Origin of the sequence: uncultured Marinobacter sp. (assembly GCF_963974375.1) — a bacterium.
GTDB lineage: Bacteria > Pseudomonadota > Gammaproteobacteria > Pseudomonadales > Oleiphilaceae > Marinobacter.
Window position 1 is genome coordinate 1 of record NZ_CAXBDN010000049.1, and the last position, 19,486, is coordinate 19,486.

At 58.2% G+C, this 19,486-nt stretch carries 21 protein-coding genes and 1 tRNA gene; 11 read left to right on the forward strand and 11 right to left on the reverse strand.

The genetic code is table 11. The features are described 5' to 3' along the window. The coding region (locus AAC035_RS06190) for an NfeD family protein (RefSeq protein ID WP_339801342.1) at positions 1 to 1,028 on the forward strand (1,028 nt) is incomplete at its 5' end. A 43-nt stretch (positions 1,029 to 1,071) separates the two neighbouring features. Further along, positions 1,072 to 1,869 carry a slipin family protein gene (locus tag AAC035_RS06195; protein ID WP_339801344.1) on the forward strand — a complete coding sequence of 266 codons (798 nt, stop codon included), beginning with the start codon at positions 1,072 to 1,074 and terminating at the stop codon, positions 1,867 to 1,869. 72 nt (positions 1,870 to 1,941) lie between these two features. On the opposite strand, the gene AAC035_RS06200 is transcribed toward AAC035_RS06195, so the two are convergent. From AAC035_RS06200 to AAC035_RS06210, 3 genes are all read right to left on the reverse strand, one after another. Next, positions 1,942 to 2,223, reverse strand: coding sequence for an Lpp/OprI family alanine-zipper lipoprotein (locus AAC035_RS06200; protein WP_339801346.1), 282 nt, complete (start codon positions 2,221 to 2,223; stop codon positions 1,942 to 1,944). Positions 2,224 to 2,427: 204 nt separating this feature from the next. After that, positions 2,428 to 2,910 (reverse strand): L,D-transpeptidase family protein, encoded by a 483-nt coding sequence (locus AAC035_RS06205; RefSeq protein WP_339801392.1) that lies wholly within the window; start codon positions 2,908 to 2,910, stop codon positions 2,428 to 2,430. 174 nt (positions 2,911 to 3,084) lie between these two features. Continuing rightward, positions 3,085 to 4,803, reverse strand: coding sequence for a potassium/proton antiporter (locus tag AAC035_RS06210; RefSeq protein WP_339801349.1), 1,719 nt, complete (start codon positions 4,801 to 4,803; stop codon positions 3,085 to 3,087). 120 nt (positions 4,804 to 4,923) lie between these two features. Here AAC035_RS06210 and AAC035_RS06215 point away from each other — a divergent pair. Beyond that, positions 4,924 to 4,997: transfer RNA gene (locus AAC035_RS06215), tRNA-Gly, on the forward strand. Positions 4,998 to 5,145: 148 nt separating this feature from the next. On the opposite strand, the gene AAC035_RS06220 is transcribed toward AAC035_RS06215, so the two are convergent. From AAC035_RS06220 to AAC035_RS06240, 5 genes are all read right to left on the reverse strand, one after another. Further along, positions 5,146 to 5,520: a cytochrome b5-like heme/steroid binding domain-containing protein gene (locus tag AAC035_RS06220; protein ID WP_339801352.1), complete on the reverse strand. Its 375-nt coding sequence runs from the start codon at positions 5,518 to 5,520 to the stop codon at positions 5,146 to 5,148. Beyond that, complete coding sequence (locus AAC035_RS06225; RefSeq protein WP_339801355.1) at positions 5,517 to 6,803, reverse strand: ferredoxin reductase family protein; 1,287 nt, start codon at positions 6,801 to 6,803, stop codon at positions 5,517 to 5,519. The genes AAC035_RS06220 and AAC035_RS06225 overlap by 4 nt, the downstream gene beginning before the upstream one ends. Before the next feature lie 9 nt (positions 6,804 to 6,812). Then, complete coding sequence (locus AAC035_RS06230; protein ID WP_339801357.1) at positions 6,813 to 8,120, reverse strand: NAD(P)/FAD-dependent oxidoreductase; 1,308 nt, start codon at positions 8,118 to 8,120, stop codon at positions 6,813 to 6,815. A 143-nt stretch (positions 8,121 to 8,263) separates the two neighbouring features. Then, positions 8,264 to 9,940 (reverse strand): dihydroxy-acid dehydratase, encoded by a 1,677-nt coding sequence (gene ilvD, locus AAC035_RS06235; protein WP_339801360.1) that lies wholly within the window; start codon positions 9,938 to 9,940, stop codon positions 8,264 to 8,266. 38 nt (positions 9,941 to 9,978) lie between these two features. Next, positions 9,979 to 10,590 carry a TetR/AcrR family transcriptional regulator gene (locus tag AAC035_RS06240; RefSeq protein WP_339801362.1) on the reverse strand — a complete coding sequence of 204 codons (612 nt, stop codon included), beginning with the start codon at positions 10,588 to 10,590 and terminating at the stop codon, positions 9,979 to 9,981. A gap of 108 nt (positions 10,591 to 10,698) precedes the next feature. On the opposite strand from AAC035_RS06240, the gene AAC035_RS06245 reads away from it, so the two are divergent. The 3 genes from AAC035_RS06245 (at position 10,699) to AAC035_RS06255 (ending at position 12,763) form a co-directional block, all read left to right on the forward strand. After that, positions 10,699 to 11,253 (forward strand): carboxymuconolactone decarboxylase family protein, encoded by a 555-nt coding sequence (locus tag AAC035_RS06245; protein WP_339801365.1) that lies wholly within the window; start codon positions 10,699 to 10,701, stop codon positions 11,251 to 11,253. 141 nt (positions 11,254 to 11,394) lie between these two features. Then, positions 11,395 to 12,072, forward strand: a complete 678-nt coding sequence (locus AAC035_RS06250) for a TVP38/TMEM64 family protein (RefSeq protein WP_339801368.1) — start codon at positions 11,395 to 11,397, stop codon at positions 12,070 to 12,072. A 67-nt stretch (positions 12,073 to 12,139) separates the two neighbouring features. Continuing rightward, complete coding sequence (locus AAC035_RS06255; protein WP_339801394.1) at positions 12,140 to 12,763, forward strand: YbhB/YbcL family Raf kinase inhibitor-like protein; 624 nt, start codon at positions 12,140 to 12,142, stop codon at positions 12,761 to 12,763. An 85-nt stretch (positions 12,764 to 12,848) separates the two neighbouring features. Here AAC035_RS06255 and AAC035_RS06260 read toward each other — a convergent pair whose 3' ends face one another. From AAC035_RS06260 to AAC035_RS06270, 3 genes are all read right to left on the reverse strand, one after another. Next, positions 12,849 to 13,094 (reverse strand): zf-HC2 domain-containing protein, encoded by a 246-nt coding sequence (locus AAC035_RS06260; protein ID WP_339801370.1) that lies wholly within the window; start codon positions 13,092 to 13,094, stop codon positions 12,849 to 12,851. After that, the gene (locus AAC035_RS06265) at positions 13,088 to 13,711 is read right to left on the reverse strand and encodes an RNA polymerase sigma factor (protein ID WP_339801373.1); all 624 of its coding nucleotides are present in this window, start codon (positions 13,709 to 13,711) and stop codon (positions 13,088 to 13,090) included. Before AAC035_RS06265 ends, AAC035_RS06260 begins: the two co-directional genes overlap by 7 nt. 191 nt (positions 13,712 to 13,902) lie before the next feature. Further along, positions 13,903 to 14,169, reverse strand: a complete 267-nt coding sequence (locus tag AAC035_RS06270) for a hypothetical protein (protein WP_339801376.1) — start codon at positions 14,167 to 14,169, stop codon at positions 13,903 to 13,905. 203 nt (positions 14,170 to 14,372) lie between these two features. Here AAC035_RS06270 and AAC035_RS06275 point away from each other — a divergent pair, with 203 nt between their 5' ends. From AAC035_RS06275 to AAC035_RS06295, 5 genes are all read left to right on the forward strand, one after another. After that, positions 14,373 to 15,224 (forward strand): YiiX/YebB-like N1pC/P60 family cysteine hydrolase, encoded by an 852-nt coding sequence (locus AAC035_RS06275; RefSeq protein ID WP_339801379.1) that lies wholly within the window; start codon positions 14,373 to 14,375, stop codon positions 15,222 to 15,224. Between the two features lie 203 nt (positions 15,225 to 15,427). Then, positions 15,428 to 16,084: a metalloregulator ArsR/SmtB family transcription factor gene (locus AAC035_RS06280; protein WP_339801382.1), complete on the forward strand. Its 657-nt coding sequence runs from the start codon at positions 15,428 to 15,430 to the stop codon at positions 16,082 to 16,084. Positions 16,085 to 16,098: 14 nt separating this feature from the next. Further along, positions 16,099 to 16,962, forward strand: coding sequence for a sterol desaturase family protein (locus tag AAC035_RS06285; protein WP_339801384.1), 864 nt, complete (start codon positions 16,099 to 16,101; stop codon positions 16,960 to 16,962). A 346-nt stretch (positions 16,963 to 17,308) separates the two neighbouring features. After that, complete coding sequence (locus AAC035_RS06290; protein WP_339801387.1) at positions 17,309 to 17,860, forward strand: DUF4426 domain-containing protein; 552 nt, start codon at positions 17,309 to 17,311, stop codon at positions 17,858 to 17,860. Between the two features lie 481 nt (positions 17,861 to 18,341). Continuing rightward, on the forward strand, positions 18,342 to 19,486 hold a 1,145-nt coding region (locus AAC035_RS06295), incomplete at its 3' end, for an ADP-ribosylglycohydrolase family protein (RefSeq protein ID WP_339801389.1).

The window sequence follows — 19,486 nt, forward strand, 5'->3', positions numbered from 1 at the left end:
AGATGGGGGGGCTGCCTGGTTCGGAAGACACCCCACAACAGGAAAATGATTCCCGGGATGCGTCGGAGCAGGAATCCACCGACGGCTCCGGGACAGAATCAGAATCGTCTTCCCCGGAACCTCGCCGTGGTGGCTCCGCCATGGAGCGCAAGGTACTGGAAGACGCCGTCAGTTACATCCGTGAGCTGGCCGATCGTCATGGCCGCAATGCCGACTGGGCGGAGGAAGCGGTCCGGGAGGCGGTCAATCTGGGGGCCAGAGAGGCTCTTGAAAAGAATGTCATTGATGTCGTGGCAGCCGATATCGACGCGTTGCTGGAAAACATCGACGGCCGCACGGTGATGATGGCCAGTGGTGAGCGGGTGCTGGCAACTGCGGATCTCGAACTGGTGCGCATGGACCCGGACTGGCGCACCAACCTGCTGTCGGTTATTACCAACCCCAATGTTGCCTATTTCCTGATGATCATTGGCTTCTACGGCATCATCTTCGAGCTTTCCAACCCGGGTAGCCTTTACCCCGGTGTCATCGGTGCAATCTGTCTGATTCTCGCCCTGTTCGCATTCCAGGTGCTGTCGGTGAACTATGCCGGGCTTGCCCTGATTCTGCTTGGCCTGGCCTTTATTGTCGGTGAGGCGTTCATGCCCAGTTTCGGGATGCTGGGAATCGGCGGTATTGTCGCCTTCGTGATAGGTTCCATTATTCTGATGGATGGCAGCAACCAGAGGATATCCTTGCCTGCCATCGGCGGCACTGCAGCGGTGGCGGGTGGTTTCATGCTGTGGACCGTGACCCGGTTCATGACCCTGCGACGGAAGGATCCGGTATCCGGTGTTGAACACATGACTCATGAAACTGCGACCGCGCTGGATGAGTTTACCGGTGCCGACAATAACTGGCGAGGGCATGTCTGGCTCAGCGGTGAGCGCTGGAACGCGGTCAGTGATCAGCCCGTGAGTGAGGGAGATCAGCTCAGGGTGCTGGCAATAGAGGGTTTGACCGCTCGGGTGGGCCCTGGCGGAAACTGAGTCTGATGTCATATCGGGCGACCAAGTAGATTATGGAGGCACTATGTTTGGTGAACTGATTCCCTACATTGCACCCCTGGTGGTGCTGCTACTGATCCTGGGTTCGGCAATCCGTATTCTGCCGGAGTACGAGCGCGGCGTGGTGTTCTTTCTCGGGCGATTTCAGGGTGTAAAAGGCCCGGGCCTGATCATTATCATTCCCGGTATTCAGCAACTTGTCAGGGTGGATTTGCGGGTCATTACCCTGGACGTGCCAAGTCAGGACGTAATATCCAAGGACAACGTCACGGTGCGGGTGAATGCGGTGCTGTATTTCCGCGTGGTTGACCCGGAGAAGGCGATCATCCGGGTGGAAGACTACGGTGCCGCCACCAGTCAGCTGGCCCAGACGACGCTGCGCTCAGTGCTCGGTAAACATGACCTGGATGAGATGCTGTCCGAACGGGACCGGTTGAACGCCGACATTCAGGAAATTCTTGATATCCAGACCGAGGACTGGGGCATCAAGGTGGCCAACGTCGAGATCAAGCATGTGGACCTGAACGAATCCATGATCCGCGCCATTGCCCGTCAGGCGGAAGCCGAGCGGGAGCGCCGTGCCAAGGTGATTCATGCGGAAGGTGAACTGCAGGCATCGAAGAAGCTGGTGGAAGCTGCCGAGGTCATGTCCACCAATTCCGGCGCCATGCAGCTGCGTTACCTGCAAACGCTGGCGGATATGAGCAGTAGTAACTCCTCCACCATCGTGTTCCCGTTGCCGATGGATTTCATTGAAACCTTCATGAAAAAGATCAAGGCACCGGAGGCGCCGCAAGCACCTGCAACTCCACCGGAATCCTGAACAGGGAACGCTGACCATCGACCATAAAAAAGGCCGGCATTTGCCGGCCTTTTTCGCAGATGCTATCCAACCTTACTTCTGGCTGGAACGCTCCAGCATGCGCTTGGCGCGCTCGTTGGCTTCGTCTGCAGCTTGCTGAGCTGCTTTGGCTTCTGCCAGAGCCTGCTCGGCGCGACGCAGGGCAGTGTTAGCCTTGCGGTCAGCGTTGTTGGCAGTGCTCAGAGCGTTAGCAGCAGTCTGCTCTGCAGATGCAGCAGTTGCATTCGCTTCGTCGATAGCTCCCTGATCAGTAGTGGCACAACCTGCAGTCAGAGCTGCGGCGAGTGCAAAACCTGCGATGGTCAACTTACGCATGTCTAAAATCCCCTTATTAGTCGTTATACTTCCTTTGGTACAGAAGTCTTGAATCACTAGTGTAACTGAAATCCTGTTCCGGTACCGTTTTACCGGATCCGACTTACAGTGTAAAACACTCTGGACAAAAATGTTAACTTGGCGTACGTAAAAGTTCTTAGGCTATTACAGAAACTTAAGGGAACTTTTATTAGGCACCTGTCATTAAGGGAGTATCTGTATCGGGGTGCCAGCACTCACCAATTCCCAGATTTCTTCCATTTCTTCGTTGCTGACAGCTATACAGCCATCGGTCCAGTCAAGCCCCACAAAGGCGAATGCCAGATCGCCTGCATCGTTCGGTAAACCGTGAATCATGATGTCACCACCGGGGTTCAGCCCCCAGGCATTGGCCTGCGAGCGATCCCGCTCATTGGGGTAGGAAATCCGTATGGACCGGAAGAAATCGCTGTTGTAGTTGCGAAAATCCAGGGTATACAGGCCTTCCGGTGTGCGACTGTCGCCTTCGTACAGTTTGTGGCCAACGGGGTTGTTACCCAGGGATATGCGGTAGCTGCGCACAATTTCATGGCCCGATAACAGCTCCATGCGCCGTTCCTCTTTGTGAACCCTGACTTTACTGACCACCGGAGGTTCCGGCGAGTCGTAGAGTCGCAGCTCGAAACTGTGGCCGGTCACCGGCAACATCAGCAACAGGCAAAATGACAGTAACAAAGCACGAATCGGGGCACGTGAGATCATGACAAAGGGCATCAAGTACAAAAACCAACCAATTGAAAGTTAGCGGTGTTATACCACAGTCCCGCGACGGCGCGAACAGTCTTTCGGCATATCTTTGTTAATCGGGAGTTGCGCCTTGTATCAGCGGGTTTCCGTCATTTTGAGACCCACTTTGGTCACCCGATCGGCCTCGGTGGCTCTGGCCACCAGAACCACTGGTCCCAGAGTAACCTTGTCGCCCACCACAGGATGGCCCCTGGCCTTTCGGGCAAAACACTCTGCCAGCGACAGCTCTGGTGGCAGTTCGTCGAATTCAATGCCATACACCTGTTCCACGTCCCCCAGAAGGGCATCACCATTAAGCACAAAATCACCAAAGAATGCCCGTTCCGCCAGGTATTCAGGCGCGTGTCTGCCGGACAGCGCCTTGCCCAGTTCACTGAGTGAGTGTGGCAGGGCAAAAACTGCAACCACGTCGCCTTCCTCGAGCACCAGATCGGGGGCAGGCTTGTGGCAGTACTGGTTGCGGAAAACGCCGGCCACTGCGGTATTTTCCGGCAGCCGCAGTTGCCCCAGCGGCCGACTGGTGTCCCAGCTTGTGCCGTGCAGGGGGAACAGCATCAGCTCATGATCACCGGCAGCTGGTACGTCCAGGGGCAGTCTTCGGGACGGCTCGCCGGTGGCCGGCACTTCCAGGCCAAGTTTGCGGGCCAGTGGCGTCAGTGTGGTTCCCTGTACCAGCAGCGAAACCAGCACCACGAAAAAGGCCACATGGAAGATTTCCCTGGCCTCCGGCAGGCCGGCCATGATCGGAAACAACGCCAGCACAATGGGCACCGCTCCCCTGAGTCCGACCCAGCTGATAAAGGTCAGTTCGCGCCGGTTAAAACCGAAAGGCCAGAGGGTAGCCAGAATGGCAACCGGACGAATCACGAAGATCAGTGCCAGCGCAAGAATCAGACCGCCACCGGCCAGTGGTACCAGCTCGGAAGGTGCTACCAGCAGACCCAGCATCAGGAACAGGCAGAGCTGAGCCAGCCAGGCCAGACCGTCGTGAACCTGCAGGATCATCGGCATCATCCGTACCGGCCGGTTGCCGACGACTACCCCCGCCAGATAGATAGCCAGAAACCCGCTACCCCCCAGCATATTGGTGAGGGCGAAAACGAAGATGCCGGCGGCAGCCACCATCAATGGATACAGCGAAGGCATCAGGCGGACCCGGTTGGTGATCTCCACAATCAACAGGCCGCCGATTAATCCCAGCACACCCCCAATCCCGAACTGCGCCACCAGCATCAGCAGACCCTCTGCCAGGGTGCTGACGCCGTCGCTGGTCAGCAGGCTGACCAGCATCAGCGTCAGAAAAATAGCCATGGGGTCGTTGCTGCCAGACTCGATTTCCAGGGTGGCGCTGACCCGCTCGTTGAGATTGAGGCCACGGCCCTGCAACAGCGAGAACACAGCCGCGGCGTCAGTGGAGGAAATGATGGCGCCGATCAGCAGGGCGGTGAGCCAGTGCATATCGAACACCAGCCAGGCCACCAGGCCGGCGAGAACGGCGGTGATAAACACCCCAAGGGTCGCCAGCACGATGGCCGGGCGCAGGCCTACGCGGAAGGTTTCCGCCCGGGTACGCATACCGCCGTCCAGCAGAATCACCGCAAGTGCCAGATTGCCAATGACGAAGGCCAGTTCGAAATCGTCGAATCGCAGCCCGCCGGCACCATCCTCGCCCATCACCATACCGACCAACAGAAAGATCAGCAGCACGGGCATGCCGACCCGGCTGGAAAGCGGACTGAGCAAAATGCTCATCACGAGCATCAAGGCGCCAAGCAGGATCAGTTGCAGGTCCATCGGGTCTCCGTTTGTAACGCGTGTGCAGATCCGATTACAGAATCTAAGAGGATAGCAGGTTCAGGCTGACTTCCGAGCTTGCCTGGCGAACCTGGTCGGCCTATATTGGTCGCAGCCGATGCGGGTGTAGTTCAATGGTAGAACGGCAGCTTCCCAAGCTGCATACGTGGGTTCGATTCCCATCACCCGCTCCATTTCCTGCCAGCTGTAAACGCTCCCGTTAGTGCCGTCCAGCTAATGACCCGGGGCCAGACCCGGCAACATCTGGCCAAAGCGACTATCAACCGTGGACGCTGTTGCCGTCGCGGCGTCGGGCGCAATGGTTGCTGAAACCGATGTCCTTTAGTCAATCACGCCAATGCGGTAATTTTCTAGACGGGCGGCGGCACGGGGACTGTGAGACCGGCCATTACCCTTGTCCTGCCAGGCCGGGGTGGCTTCCCTGCCACACCAGCGGGTGAAGGTTTCTTCGTCCGTCGGGTGATCAGGCAGGTATGTGGTGAGGTCGTACACTCCACCTTCAATAATCTTCCAGCAACTGGAGGCGTCGTTGTGCTCAGCCACCTGATCAATCGTATAAACCGTTGAATCGGAGCTGGCCTTGTCTGCCATGGTTACCTGTTCCGGGCTGCCCTGGATCAGATAAACAACGATGAGCGTCAGCACCACGCTGACGAAGGCAACAAAAGCGGTATAGGCAATCCGGCTGCTGGTCACAGGAAATCAAAAGCCTCCATGTGGATGCGATGGGCAGGCACGCCCTCCTGCCTCAACAGGGTTTGCAAATGGACCACCATGCCCGGCGGCCCGCACAGGTAGATCTCCCGCTCGGCGAAATCCGGGCAGTGTTGCGCCAGGTAAGCAGGGGTCATCACGCCATGTTCATTCAGATAATGGGAATGCACCGTAAAAGCTTCGCAGGTCCCGGCAATCTCGACAAGCTCGTCCAGGTAGTAGGCCCGTTCGGGCCGGTTGGCGAGGTAAAACAGGCAGGCATGACGACTGGACGCGGCGCCTTTGGCCAACTCCCGGGCGCCTGCCACAAACGGCGTGATGCCGATGCCGCCGGCCAGCCAGAGTTGTTTGCGCTCGGGCTCCCGGCATTCGAAAAACGTACCGTAGGGTCCTTCAACGCGAACCTCTGCTCCCGGCTTGATGGTCATCAATGCCTGGGTGGCATCCCCGACCGCCTTTATGCCGATTCTTAGCTCTCCATCACCCGCAGCGGATGCAATCGTGTAAGGATGTTCCTCCCGGTAGCCGGCGGCCAGAGAAGGATCCATCGGCGTCAGGTATATAAACTGGCCAGCCTGCCAGCGAATACCCTTGCCCCGTGGACGCAGACGCAACTCCACGACATCACGGGTCAGCGCATCCACGCCCTCAACCACGTAGGATTTCCTCGCCAACCGGGGCGACAGCAGTGTTCGCCAGCCGATGGCTGCCAGCGCCAGGGCCGCCAACAGCCACCATGGCCAGGTTGTTGCCGACAAGGTTATGACATGAATGAGCGCCAACACCAATGCCGGGGCGGACAGCAGATGTAACCGTTTCCAGCGCTGGTAATGCAGGTTTCCGAAAAAACTGAAGGTAGGCGCAACAAAGGCCGTCATCACCACAAAGGCGCTCCAGCCGGCCCATACCTGCCAGTGCTGCAGTGGCGGGAACAAGGTGTCGATACTGTGCCTAATGGACAGCGGCAACATGGCCAGTGCCAGCAGCAGCACGTGGGCCATGATTAATATGAAGGCTGAAAAGCCCAGCCAGCGGTGTATCGACCAGAGCCGGACCAGGCCACCAAACCAGCGATCGATCCCGGGGAGGCGGGAAGATAGTATGCCCGCCACCAGAAAGGCGGACATAGCCACAACGCCAATAAGTTCAGCGAGAGAGAACAGCCAGTCAGAGCGATTCCAGCCCAGGCCGGGTGCGAACACGAACACTGGCAGTAACAGCAACCCCAATACCAGGATGTCACCGGGATATCTCGGGTGCTTCACGCTTCCTCCCTAATGCAGTTTCAGCCTCGGCTGCATTGCTCTGCTTACCCGGTCCATGATCCAGATAATGCCGGTGCGGATGAATCCGTGCAGGGCCACCTGGTGCATCCGGTACAGGGATACATAGAACAGCCGGGCGACCTTACCTTCGATGTACATGCTGCGGCCGGAGAGGTTGCCCATCAGGTTACCGACCGTGGTGTAGCGGCTGAAATTGATCAGTGAGCCGTGATCGTTGTACACGAAGGGTATGGCGGCCTTGCCTTCGAGCTTGTTGTTCAGGGTTTTGAAGAGGGTGTCCGCCTGCTGGTGGGCGGCCTGGGCCCGGGGCGGTACCGGTTTGTCCGAATCCGGTTGCGGGCAGGCGGCGCAGTCTCCGAGGGCAAACACGTGGGGGTCACTGACGGACTGCAGGGTCTGCTCAACCACCAGCTGGTTGCTGCCATTGGTTTCCAGGCCAAGTTCTGTCAGCCAGGGTGGTGCCTTGATGCCTGCGGCCCAGATCGTCATTTCGGAGGGCAGTTCGGAGCCGTCTTTCATGATTATGCGATCGTTTTGCACCTCAGCGACAGGTTGTCCGATCCTTACCGCGATTTTCTGCTTCTCAAGCTCGCGGGTGGCGGCGGCGGACAGGCGTTCCGGCAGCGCCGGCAGAATGCGGTCTGCTGCTTCGATAACGGAGATGCGGATGTCATCGGCACAGAGATGGCTCATGCCGTAGACCGGCAGTTCCCGGGAGGCCAGGCGCAGCTCGGCGGCCAGCTCGACACCGGTGGCACCGGCGCCGATGATGTTGATGGGCAGGGTGTGGTCGTGACCTTCCCCGGCCTCGTGATTCTTGCGCAGAAAGGCGTTGAGCATCAGGTTGTGGAAGCGCCGTGCCTGGGGCAGGCTGTCCAGAAACAGGCAGTGGTCCTGAGCGCCGGGGGTGCCGAAATCGTTTGCCGTGCTGCCTACGGCAATTACCAGGGTGTCGTAGGGAAGACGACGTTCCGGCACTACTTCGCGGCCGTCCTGATCCACGAACGGGGCGATCACCAGCATCCGCTCGTCCCTGTGAAGTCCCGCCATCCGGCCCACCTGGAACTCGTAATGATGCCGGCGGGCGTGGGCCCGGTAATTGATTTCGTTGGAGCTGGAATCCAGGGAGCCGGACGCCACTTCGTGCAGCAAGGGCTTCCAGACATGGGTCAGGCCGGCGTCCACCAGGGTGATGCGGGCCTTGCCTTTGCGTCCCAGTTTGTTGCCGAGGCGGGTTACCAGCTCCAGTCCGCCGGCACCACCACCGACCACTACGATGTGAGGAAGTTGGCTCATTCATTCTTTCCCTGTAAGTAACGACAGGCAGTGACCCTGCGACAGGCAGGGCCACTGGCTCTCTTCACGTGCATCGGGGCGTGCCGCCGGTACCCGCGATCACCCGGCGTTGATGCGAATGATTGCGGGTCCGGCGTTTCCTGTCAGGGCAGATCGGTGACCGCGCCGTTGGAAGCGGAGCTTACCGTTCGGGCGTATTTTGCCAGTACACCCCGGGTATAGCGTGGGACGGGGGCCTGCCAGTTCTGGCGGCGCTGCTCCAGCTCCTGCTCGCTAATGCCAAGTTCGATGGTGTTGTTGACGGCGTCGATGGTGATTGTATCACCGTTTTCTACCAGGGCGATGGGGCCGCCTTCGGCCGCTTCCGGGGTGATATGACCAACCACAAATCCGTGGCTGCCGCCGGAGAAACGACCATCGGTGATCAGGGCCACGTCACTGCCCAGTCCCTTACCCATGATGGCAGAGGTGGGAGTGAGCATTTCACGCATGCCGGGGCCGCCACGGGGGCCTTCATAGCGGATCACCAGCACATCGCCGGCCACCACGGTGCCATCCAGAATCCGTTCCTGGGCCTCTTCCTCAGAGTGGAATACCCGGGCCTTGCCGGTAAAATGAGTGCCCTCCTTGCCGGTAATCTTGGCCACGGCTCCGGTAGGCGCCAGGTTGCCAAACAGGATGCGCAGGTGGCTGTCGGCCTTGATGGGGTTATCGAAGGCATGAATGATGTCCTGATCCTCCGGGTAGGGTTCTACCTGTGCCAGGTTCTCCGCCAGGGTCTTGCCGGTGACCGTCATGCAGTGACCGTGCAACATGTCCCGGTCCAGTAGCATCTTCATCAGGGGCTGGATACCGCCAATGGCCACCAGCTCCGACATCATGTAATGGCCTGACGGTCGCAGATCCGCCAACACCGGAACCTTCTTGCCGATGCGTACAAAGTCGTCAAGGCTCAGCTCGACACCGACGGTGCTGGCCATGGCCAGCAGGTGCAGGACGGCGTTGGTGGAGCCGCCCAGGGTAATGACCACGGTGATGGCGTTCTCGAACGCTTCCCGGGTCATGATGTCGGAGGGTTTGATGTCTTCCTCGAGCAATTTCAGTACCGCTGCGCCGGCGGCGTCGCAGTCTGCCAGCTTGATGTCAGACACCGCGTTCTGGGCGGAGCTGCCGGGCAGGCTCATGCCCATGGCCTCAATGGCAGACGCCATCGTGTTGGCGGTGTACATGCCGCCACAGGAACCGGGACCTGGAATCGCGGTTTCTTCAATCTGCTTGACCTCGATGAGATCCATGTTGCCCTGGGCATGGGCACCCACTGCCTCGAATACCGAGATGATATCGGTGTGATTCTCGCCGGGCAGAATGGTACCGCCGTAGACGAACACCGAGGGTCGGTTCAGCCGCGCCAGGCCCATGATGCAGCCGGGCATGTTCTTGTCGCAGCCCCCAATAGCCACCAGGCCGTCAAAGCCCTCGCAGCCGGCCACGGTTTCGATGGAGTCGGCAATCACTTCCCGGGACACCAGCGAATACTTCATGCCCTCGGTACCGTTGGCAATGCCATCGGAGACGGTAATGGTATTGAAGATCAGGCTCTTGCCCCCGGCGTTATCCGCCCCTTTGGCGGCTTCCCGGGCCAGGCCATCGATGTGCATGTTGCAGGGGGTCAGGTTGCTCCAGGTGGAGGCGATGCCCACCTGGGGCTTGCGGAAATCGTCATCGGTAAAGCCAACAGCCCGGAGCATGGCGCGGCTGGCGGATTTGCCAATGCCATCGACTACCTCGGCGGAGTGGCGTCGGCGTTTGTCGTCGGTCATGAAGATCTATCCTTGTGAAACGTGGGGGTCTCACAAGATTAGTGTGAGACAGGGCGTCGGGTAAAGGCGTGAAGGGCTGTAATGATGTCTTCGGTGAGGGCTTTGATACTGTCAGAGTCGATATCCCGCTGGGCCAGTGATCTCAGCCCCATGATCTGGGACTGTACCAGTCGTGCGAGCCGGCGACTGTCAACATCGGGCGCAAGCTCGCCCCGGGCGTGAGCCTGCGCCAGCAGGTCAGCCAGATGGTCTTCAACCGCCTGCAGTCGCTGGTTGACCAGCGTGCGCAGTTCCGGTTGGTCCCCGGTGACTTCCAGCAGGGTTTTGACCACCAGGCAGGCGCGGGCAGGAGAGTCCGGCGCAGTAATCTGCATCGCCACAGAGCGGAGATAGCGGAAAATACCGTCCATCGTCGTTGGCGCATCGTCCAGAGCTTCCGCCATGGACCGGGCCATGCGGCCGGCATAGACGTCCAGGGCTTCCCGGAACAGACCGTCCTTGCTGCCGAAGGTGGCGTAGAGGCTGCCCGGTCTCATGTCCAGAGCCTGTTCGATCTGCTTCATGGAGGCGCCACCATAGCCACGCTCCCAGAACAGCGATACGGCATTATCCAGAGCTTTTTCCCGATCAAATTTGGCGATTCTTGGCATAGAGCAACTTCAGCTGTTCAGACTTTGCGCAATGATAACTTGAATGATCGATCAAATACAGTTAGGGTGAATTTGAAATTGAGTGATTGCTCAAATAAAGGAGATTCCATGACTGATTTTACATTGCACACTATCGATTCCGCTCCCGAAGATTCGAAGCCACTGCTGGAAGGCTCGAAAAAGAACATGGGCATGATTCCCAGCCTGCACGCCGTAATGGCGGAGGCACCGGGCTTGCTGGAGGGTTATCAGACCCTTCATGGGCTGTTCACCAAAACCAGCTTCAACGCCAGTGAACAGACGGTGGTCTGGCAGACCATCAATGTGGAGAACGAATGCCACTATTGTGTCCCGGCCCATACAGGCATTGCCCATATGATGAAGGTGCCGGAGGAAATTACCGAGGCCCTGCGCAACGAGACCAGGCTGCCGGATGACAAGCTGGAAGCCTTGCGTGATTTCACGCTTGCGGTGGTACGCAAGCGCGGCAACGTCAGCAAAGACGATCTGCAGGCTTTTCATGACGCCGGCTATGGTCAGCAGCAGGTACTGGAAGTGATTCTGGGTGTGGCTCAGAAAACCATGAGCAACTATGTGAATCACATCGCCGAGACGCCCATTGACGAGCCTTTCCAGAAGTTTGCCTGGAGCAAAAAGTCATAATCGTGATGTAACTTTTTTGCTGGCAGTGTGTCTATTCATTGAGACCTGGATCTTGATGTTGGACGCAGAGTGTAAGACCCCTATTGGCGCGTTACGGTATAGTAACGCGCCTTTTTTGTGTTTTTTCGGAGTGAAGTCCATTTGAGCCCCCTGCAACGTCAGACACTACTGATCCGATTACTGGCTGTTTTCGGCCTGATGCTGCTGCTGGGTGCCATCTGGGGTGTTTTGCAGGCACTGGGTGCGCCCACCTCACTTTCGCCTTCAGGCCTGTCCGTCTGGCTGCAGGGAGAAGGCGCCTGGGGACCGGTTTTACTGATCCTGCTGATGGTACTGGCGGTAGTGGTTGGCCCCATTCCCACCTTGCCGGTGAGTGCCGCCTCCGGGCTGGCCTTTGGCATGTTGCCGGGCACACTGATTGCCGTGACCGGCGCTGCTCTTGGTGCCATGGTGGCCTTCTGGACCAGCCGGGTATTGGCCCGGGAGTACTTTCACAGAAAATTGTCTGGCCACCCGTTGTTTGCGGCCGATGCGCCCCAGGCCTCCCTGTTCTGGGGCATTCTCTTTACCCGTCTGGTACCCCTGTTTTCCTTCGCCCTGATCAGCTATGCAGCCGGCCTTACGTCGGTGACCGCACTGCGGTTTCTGCTGGCATCGGTGATTGGCATGGTACCCATGACGTTTGTATTCGCCGGCCTGGGCCACACCCTGGACATTCATCCGGTGTGGACGGTGGCAGCGGGTGGTCTGGTGCTGCTGGTGATGACACTCATGCCCTGGTGGTGGCACCGTCGTGGGCGATCCGGCCGATCCGGATGATCTGGACAAGGCCTCCCCACAACTGCTAAAACCGGTAGACAAGTCTCACAGCCAACAGGAGCAGACCATGAAGGTTCACTTTAACGGCATTACCGAAGGCCAGCCGGTCCCCGAGAAATTTGCATTTGGTGTCTACGCGGAAGAGGGCCACATGAGCTTCGGCCCTAACCGTAATCCGGAAGTCAGCTGGGAGGACGTGCCGGAGGGTACCCGAAGTTTTGCTGTGGTGATGTACGATTCTGACGTGCCCAGTGTGGCCGATGACGTCAACCAGGAAGGCAAGACCGTATCAAAGGACCTTCCCCGGGTGGACTTCTTTCACTGGCTGCTGGTGGATATTCCGGCTTCCAGTCGTCTGGTTCCGGAAGGTGAAGACAGCGACGGCGTCAGTCCCAAGGGCAAGCCGCCGGGCAAAGGGCCTATCGGCATCCGGGGCGTCAACAACTTCACCCAGTTCCTGGCCGGCAATCCGGACATGGCGGGTACCTACGGTGGTTACGATGGCCCCTGCCCACCCTGGAATGATGAACTGGTGCATCACTACCACTACGAAGTTTTTGCACTGGATGTGGAATCCCTGGGCCTGGACGGCGAGTTCGATGGCGAGGCCGTACGCAATGCCATGGAAGGCCACGTGCTGGCCAGTGAGCGGGTAACCGCCACCTATACCCTGAATCCGGCTCTGCGCTAGGTTTTATGCTCATTTTGTCATTTTCCTGCTCTCCCGGTGTTCTTGTTGCTCAAGAAACCACGGCTCCGGGAGGGCTGGCGTTAAATTACTTTCCTCGCTGGCGTGTCAGCGCATCGTTGATCGCTCCATCGATCCGGGTTGCGTAGTCTTCGTCCATGCGATAATCCGAATGGCTCTGAATCAGACGTACGCTTTCCCGCAGGTTGCCGATGAAGGACCGGCAGTCCTTGCACATCATCAGATGCATTCTGACCGATATCGTCTCTGCAGGACGAAGTTTCCCGTCAATGTAGTCACTGCCAATTCTGGCGAGGTCCCGGCACATCAGCATTCGCCTGACTCCTGGAAGGTTTCGACCATCAGGTAGATTTTCTGGCGGGCACGATGGACCAGCACCCGCAGGTTAGACGCACTGATATCAAGAATGTTACAGACATCTTCCGCTTTGTGCTGGTGGGCTTCGTAGAGCATCACTGCGGACCGTTGCTGTTCCGGCAGGGCTGACAGGTGTTTGTCGAGACAATCGCTTAGCGCGCCGTTTTCCATCAGGGACTCGGCATGTTCCTCGAATCTCAGTTTGGGTGGGGTTGCCCAGCGCCCTCCAGTCTGGAACCGGTCAGCAATGCCCGGTTCCAGCTCCTCTCCAAATTCACTGGAGATCTCCCGGTTGGCGGTACGCAGACGGTTCTTGCAGCGATTGGCAACGATGCGATGCAGCCAGGTTTTTAGCCCGGAACGGCCTTCGAATTTCCTGATAGCCTCGACGACGTTCACCCAGGTGTCCTGGACCACGTCTTCGGCGCTGGCGTAGTCCAGGTAATAACGGGCGACAGCCAGCATACCGGGGGAGTACTTCCTTACCGCCTGTTGATAGGCTTTCTGGTTGCCAGCCTGAAGGGCTGCGACAAGGTCGCGTTCCTCAACGGACTGTTCAGTCACTGTTTCCATGATCCATGCCTGTCCCGAAATCCAAATGAACGTGTGTAGCGGTTAAGACGCCTGCTTTTATGTCTGGTTCCCGTCTATTTGAATGATTATTCAAATTCTAGCACAGTCGGTCGAGAGTGCCTGGTAAAGAAAAAGGCCCCATCCAGTGTGAATGGGGCCTTTCGCAGTTTCAGTTGATTCGGAGCGACCGCTCAGATGAGCGGGTTACCGTCCTCATCCTGAATGTTCGAAAGATCGAACGCCTCGGGCGCACTGCCTTCCGAGTTGTCAGCCTCTTTCCTGTTCTGCCCGGTTGCGTCTTTATTGACGGTTTCTCCGGCGACCTGTTGTTCCTGAAGAGTGCGTTCAAGCATCTCTTCCATTTCTTGCTGCTGGGCGTGGCCAATGGTGGCGGTGGCACTCAGGGTCAGACCGGCAAGGATGACTGCGCATTTCTTGAATGTGATTGAATGGTTCATGATGCTATCTCCTGTTTCACTCTTGGTGAGTTCGGGTAATAGACACGCCGGAGCGCCTTGTTGTTACGCCTGTCAAAAAGAGATAATTTGTTGAAGTTATTCAGAAAAAATGAGCTATTTTGAATGTAACAAGAGGGTTTGTTCGGTGTCAGTGGATGGATCAGATCCTTCGTTTCTTATCCTCAACAAAAAGAGTCGTGCCGATGTACAGCTGGATCTCCCGAGCCCTTGCCAGATATCTGTCCAAGCCACTGGGGAATTTCTCCGTCAGTACGTCAACCTGGGAGGCATTGGTGGCGACCATCAGGCCGGGGGATGTACTGCTGGTGGAAGGAGATACCCGTATCAGCGTGGCCATCAAATACCTGACCCAGTCGACCTGGTCCCATGCGGCACTCTACCTGGGCGATTCGACGGACCTGGGGCAGCATGAGACTGGCGAGCTGAACGCGTTGGTAGAGGCGGATCTGGAAGAAGGTATACGTGCCATCCCCTTATCCGTCTATCGGCACTGCCACACCCGAATCTGTCGACCGGTGAGTCTGGAGCGGAGTGATCTGGAGGCATTGACTGAATACGCCCGTCAGCGTCTGGGCCATCAGTATGACCTGAAGAACATCGTGGATCTGGCCCGCTACCTTTTCGCCACACCACCGGTACCGACCCGGTATCGCCGGAGAATGCTGGCTTTGGGTAGTGGTGATCCTACACGGGCGATCTGTTCCTCGTTCATTGCCCAGGGGTTCCAGAGTATTCGTTACCCGATCCTGCCGGAAGTGCTTGCGTTGCCCTCGGACGATCCTCGCTGCCGTGAATGCGAGCGGGAGTTTTACCGGATTCGCCACCACTCGCTTTTTGTACCGCGGGATTTTGACGCTTCACCCTATTTTGATGTGGTCAAGCCGACCATTGCCCAGGGGTTCGATTACCGGTCACTGGAATGGGTGAAGCACCAGGCGGCAGGGCTGGGCGGGCGAGCTGATGATTTCGATGGGGGGGCAGACAGGGGTGGAGAAACCACCCCCGGGTTTGACGACCCATGTCGGATAAGATGACTTCACAACACCAGCACCTTAGTCGGCGCTCAGGGTGGCCTCGGCCAGGGCATTCCCCATCAGGAACACCGTAACTTCCGATTCCAGTCTTGCCAACATTCTATCAATGGTTAGAATGAGAGAATATAGTAGCCTGTCAAGTTCATTCCAGGTACAGGTTCTTGCGAGACGCTTCCCCGGAAGCTTTGGAGAGACAGAAAGCGATGACAGCCCGACAGGATCTTCTCGACACACTGGCCCAGGTTGGCAAAGCCCTGGGTCACGGCCACCGGCTCGCCTTGCTGGAACGTCTGGCGCAGGGGGAGGCTGCGGTGGAAACCCTGGCTGACACCGCCGACCTGACTGTCGGCAATGCCTCTGCTCACCTGCAGCATCTGCGCAGGGCGGGGCTGGTGACCGCCACGCGGGCAGGTAAGCAGATGATCTATCGCCTCACAGACCAGCGAATCGTGACCCTGTTAGGTCTGATGGGGGACGTGGCGGAAACCAATCTGGCGGAAATGGAGCGGCTGGTCAGCCGGCTGTTTGCCGACGACAATTCCGATGGCGCGCTGGAGGCCATCTCGCGGGATGAACTGTTGTCGGGGCTCAGGGGTGGCTCCGTCACCTTGCTTGATGTGCGCCCGGAAGACGAGTTCGAGGCAGGGCACCTGCCCGACGCCATCAATATTCCGCTGGAACAACTGGAAGCCATGCTCGAGGAACTGCCGAAAGACCGGGAAATTGTCGCCTACTGCCGGGGGCCCTACTGTGTGCTATCCCATGAGGCGGTCCAGAGGCTGCGGGCGCTGGGCTACCAGGTGCGGCGTTTTGACGAAGGTTTTCCGGAATGGAAAGCCGCCGGGTTGCCGGTTCACTAAGGCGAGTCACTGCCATGACCGACACCCTGCTTGTACATGAGCCCGCAATCCGGGTTGGCTTCTTCGTCTCCGTGCTGGTCATCATGGTCCTGTGGGAGATTTCTGCAGCTCGCCGGCCCCAGGCGATTGGACGCATGACACGGTGGCCGGGCAACCTGATGATCGTGGTGCTGGATACGCTGGCGGTTCGGGTGCTGTTTCCCGTCGCCGCCGTTGGCGCGGCGCTTATGGCTTCGGACAATGGCTGGGGGTTACTGAATCTGGCGGAGTTGCCTGCCTGGCTGTCCGTGGTGCTGGCGGTACTGGTGCTGGATGCCGCCATCTACTTCCAGCACCGTGTGTTTCACGCGGTGCCCTGGTTGTGGCGACTGCATCGGATGCACCATGCGGACCTGGAGTTTGATGTCACCACGGCGCTACGCTTTCATCCCCTCGAGATCTTGCTGTCGATGATGATCAAGATGGCCGTGATTGTGCTGCTGGGCGCACCGGTGCTGGCGGTTGTAATCTTTGAGGTGTTGCTGAATGCCACCGCCATGTTTAACCACGGCAACGTCCGGTTGCCCCTCTGGCTGGATAAGAGGCTGCGGCTTATTGTGGTTACGCCGGACATGCACCGGGTCCACCATTCGGTGATCCGCCGGGAAACCGACAGCAACTTCGGTTTCAATCTGCCCTGGTGGGACCGGCTGTTCGGCACCTACCGGGACCAGCCTGAAAAAGGCCATCTGGGCATGACCATCGGTATTGAAGACTTCCGCACCAAACGGGACCTGAGGCTGGATCTGATGCTGGTCCAGCCCTTCAGAAACAGCGTGCTATCGAGTGGCAGGAAGGCCGGAGGCAAGGGCGAATCCGATGCAGTCGGGAAAGTCTGATCCGTAAACCAGAAACAAGCATTCAAGCGGTGCAAACAAGGCCGGCTCCATGCATAAAACCATCCGGTATTGCCAACGGCGGGGTTTGGTGCGGATGCCTGAGACTGTCTGATGAGAGGAGCTGTTTGATGGACGAATTTCCCCGTCGCCCGCTTGACAGAGCGCACTGTGGACATCCCGGGACCTTCAATGTGCCTTTGGCGATTACCTTTTATCTATTGTCATGACCAGGGCTCCAGAGGGCAGGCTGAGCGTCGCTGCCAGATCGGTGCGATAACGCACCGACACAGCTGTCGCCATCCCTGAGACTGGTTTTTCGGAAAATTCCCAAGGAGTGGAGCGCATTATGAACATCTTGCAGAAGAGCGAATCCCGGAGCGCCCTGTTGACGATCATGCTTACCATGGTCGTGACCGCTCTGCTGGCGGGCTGCGACGGGTCCGAGCAGGCGGTCGATTCGAATGAAACTCCGGCAAATGTCAGTCAGTTGGCGGGCAACGAACAGCCACTGGGAGAAGTTGCAGAGTTTGACGAGTTTACGATCCGCGCCAACGTCAGCCCTACCGAATTTCTGCCGGATGCCATGGCTCAAAAATATGGGATCGAGGCTGATTCCAGCCTGTATCTGCTCACTGTTGTGGTTTTGGAAAATCAACCGGAACAGCTGCCGATGCCTGTTTCGGTCGAATTGAGTGCACATTATGAAAGCCCGACCGGTCAGATCACGGATATCGATATGCGCGCCATCGAGGCAAACGACCGCGTATCCTATGTCGGCACCCTGGACGCCAGTGCCCAGCGGGTTTTCCAATTCGTTATCGAGGCGCAGCCCGAAGGCTCTGAGCAGCCACTGCAAATGAACTTCAACCTCGAGCTTTCCGAGCGTAATGCCGATTAGCTCCAACTGACCAGCCGCGCCAAGGTTTCTCAAGTCGGCGGAGAGCCGTTACTGTCAGGTTCGAGCCGAATCAGTAGCCATCTGTGCACCCCTGCAGACAGAAGACTAGTTGGTACAGTCCTGCGCCGAGTTTATGGAGCAGGGCTTTTCGGATAAAAGTTTCTTGCAGTGTGTCTGCTCAATTATGCCTTCAGCTTCTTGCCGTGACATCAGGGCATAGGTTTCAAGCACTTCTTCGGTGTCAGGATTAATGGTCCTGGTGTTGTCTGACATCGGATTTCCTCCGTAAGGGGGTGACGGAAGAAACCCGGACACTAAGTTGCCGGGCGCCACCGGGTCGGTGCGATAGCGCACCACCACATCTATCATGCGCTACGATGAACTTGTATCCCTGCTTTGGGCGGTTGCCCGATTGTGGTTAAGGATCTGCGCAGACCGCGCAGGTCAAGCTGCTACACACATTCAGCACAGGAGATTGGCGATGACCAGCAATCTGCTCATCGAAAGAAAACCCGTAATGATCGCCGCTCTCGCCGGCGGCTGGGTTGCGGATGCGGCCGGCCTTGGTCTGCACTGGTTGTACGACAGCCGGCGTATCCTTGAGGTTGGCGGACAATCACCGGAATTCCTGCCGCCGAAGGCCGATTATTTCACTGGTGGTGTCGGCTACTTTGCTCACGGGGGCAAACAGCCTGGCGATATCAGCCACTATGGGGCAGCCACCGGGGTACTGACCGACAGTCTTCTGGCCAGTGAGGGCAGGCTGGATGTCCGCGACTATCAGCGGCATTTTCGCGCTTTCTTCGGCCCTGGTGGCCAGTGGCAGGGTTATATCGACAACCCTACCAGGGTGACCCTGGATAACCTGAACAGCATCGAGCAGAAAGCCATAGAGCAGGCCCAGTCGGGCAATTCCGCCGAGCTGACCGATAAACAGAAGAAGATACTGGTGCAGAAGGTTCTGCCTTACACCCGGCGCCTGAGTGGATCCGGGCTGGCGGAACCGGTGCGCAGGGCTATTCGCCTGACCTACCAGGAATTCGAGATACAGGAAGCAGGGGTACACCTGGCCGAAACCATCGACCAACACCTGCTCGCGGAAAGCGGCGCTGACGACATGCAACTGCCTGCGGTGTCGAAGCTGCCGCCACTGGTTGCCCGTTATTGCGGCAGTGACAGCTTGATGGCGGTTACTGAAGCGGCTGTGCGGGTGACCAATCACAATGACGAAGCGGTGGCCTGGGCAAAATGTGCCGCGACACTGCTGGACCGGCTTTTCCAGGGTGACGCCATGTCTGCAGCCCTGGACGCAGCCCGGGCCGGGGCGCCGGACCCGGAAAGCCTGGACAACGCCCGATCAGGGTCATCACTGGATGCAGTCGGAGCCGGTGACCGCTTCGGCCGCACCTGCTACCTGCACGAAGCCATGCCGGTGATCTTTCATATTCTCAGCCATGCCGGCAGTTATACCGAGGCGGTTCGCGCCAATATCCATTGCGGGGGCGATTCCTGTGGCCGGGCCTGGATCATCGGACCTGCCATGGCCGCGGTCCACGGTGTTGGCGGCGAACAGGGTATTCCTCTGAGCTGGCTGGCGCGGCTGACCAATGCTCCCGCAATCCTCAC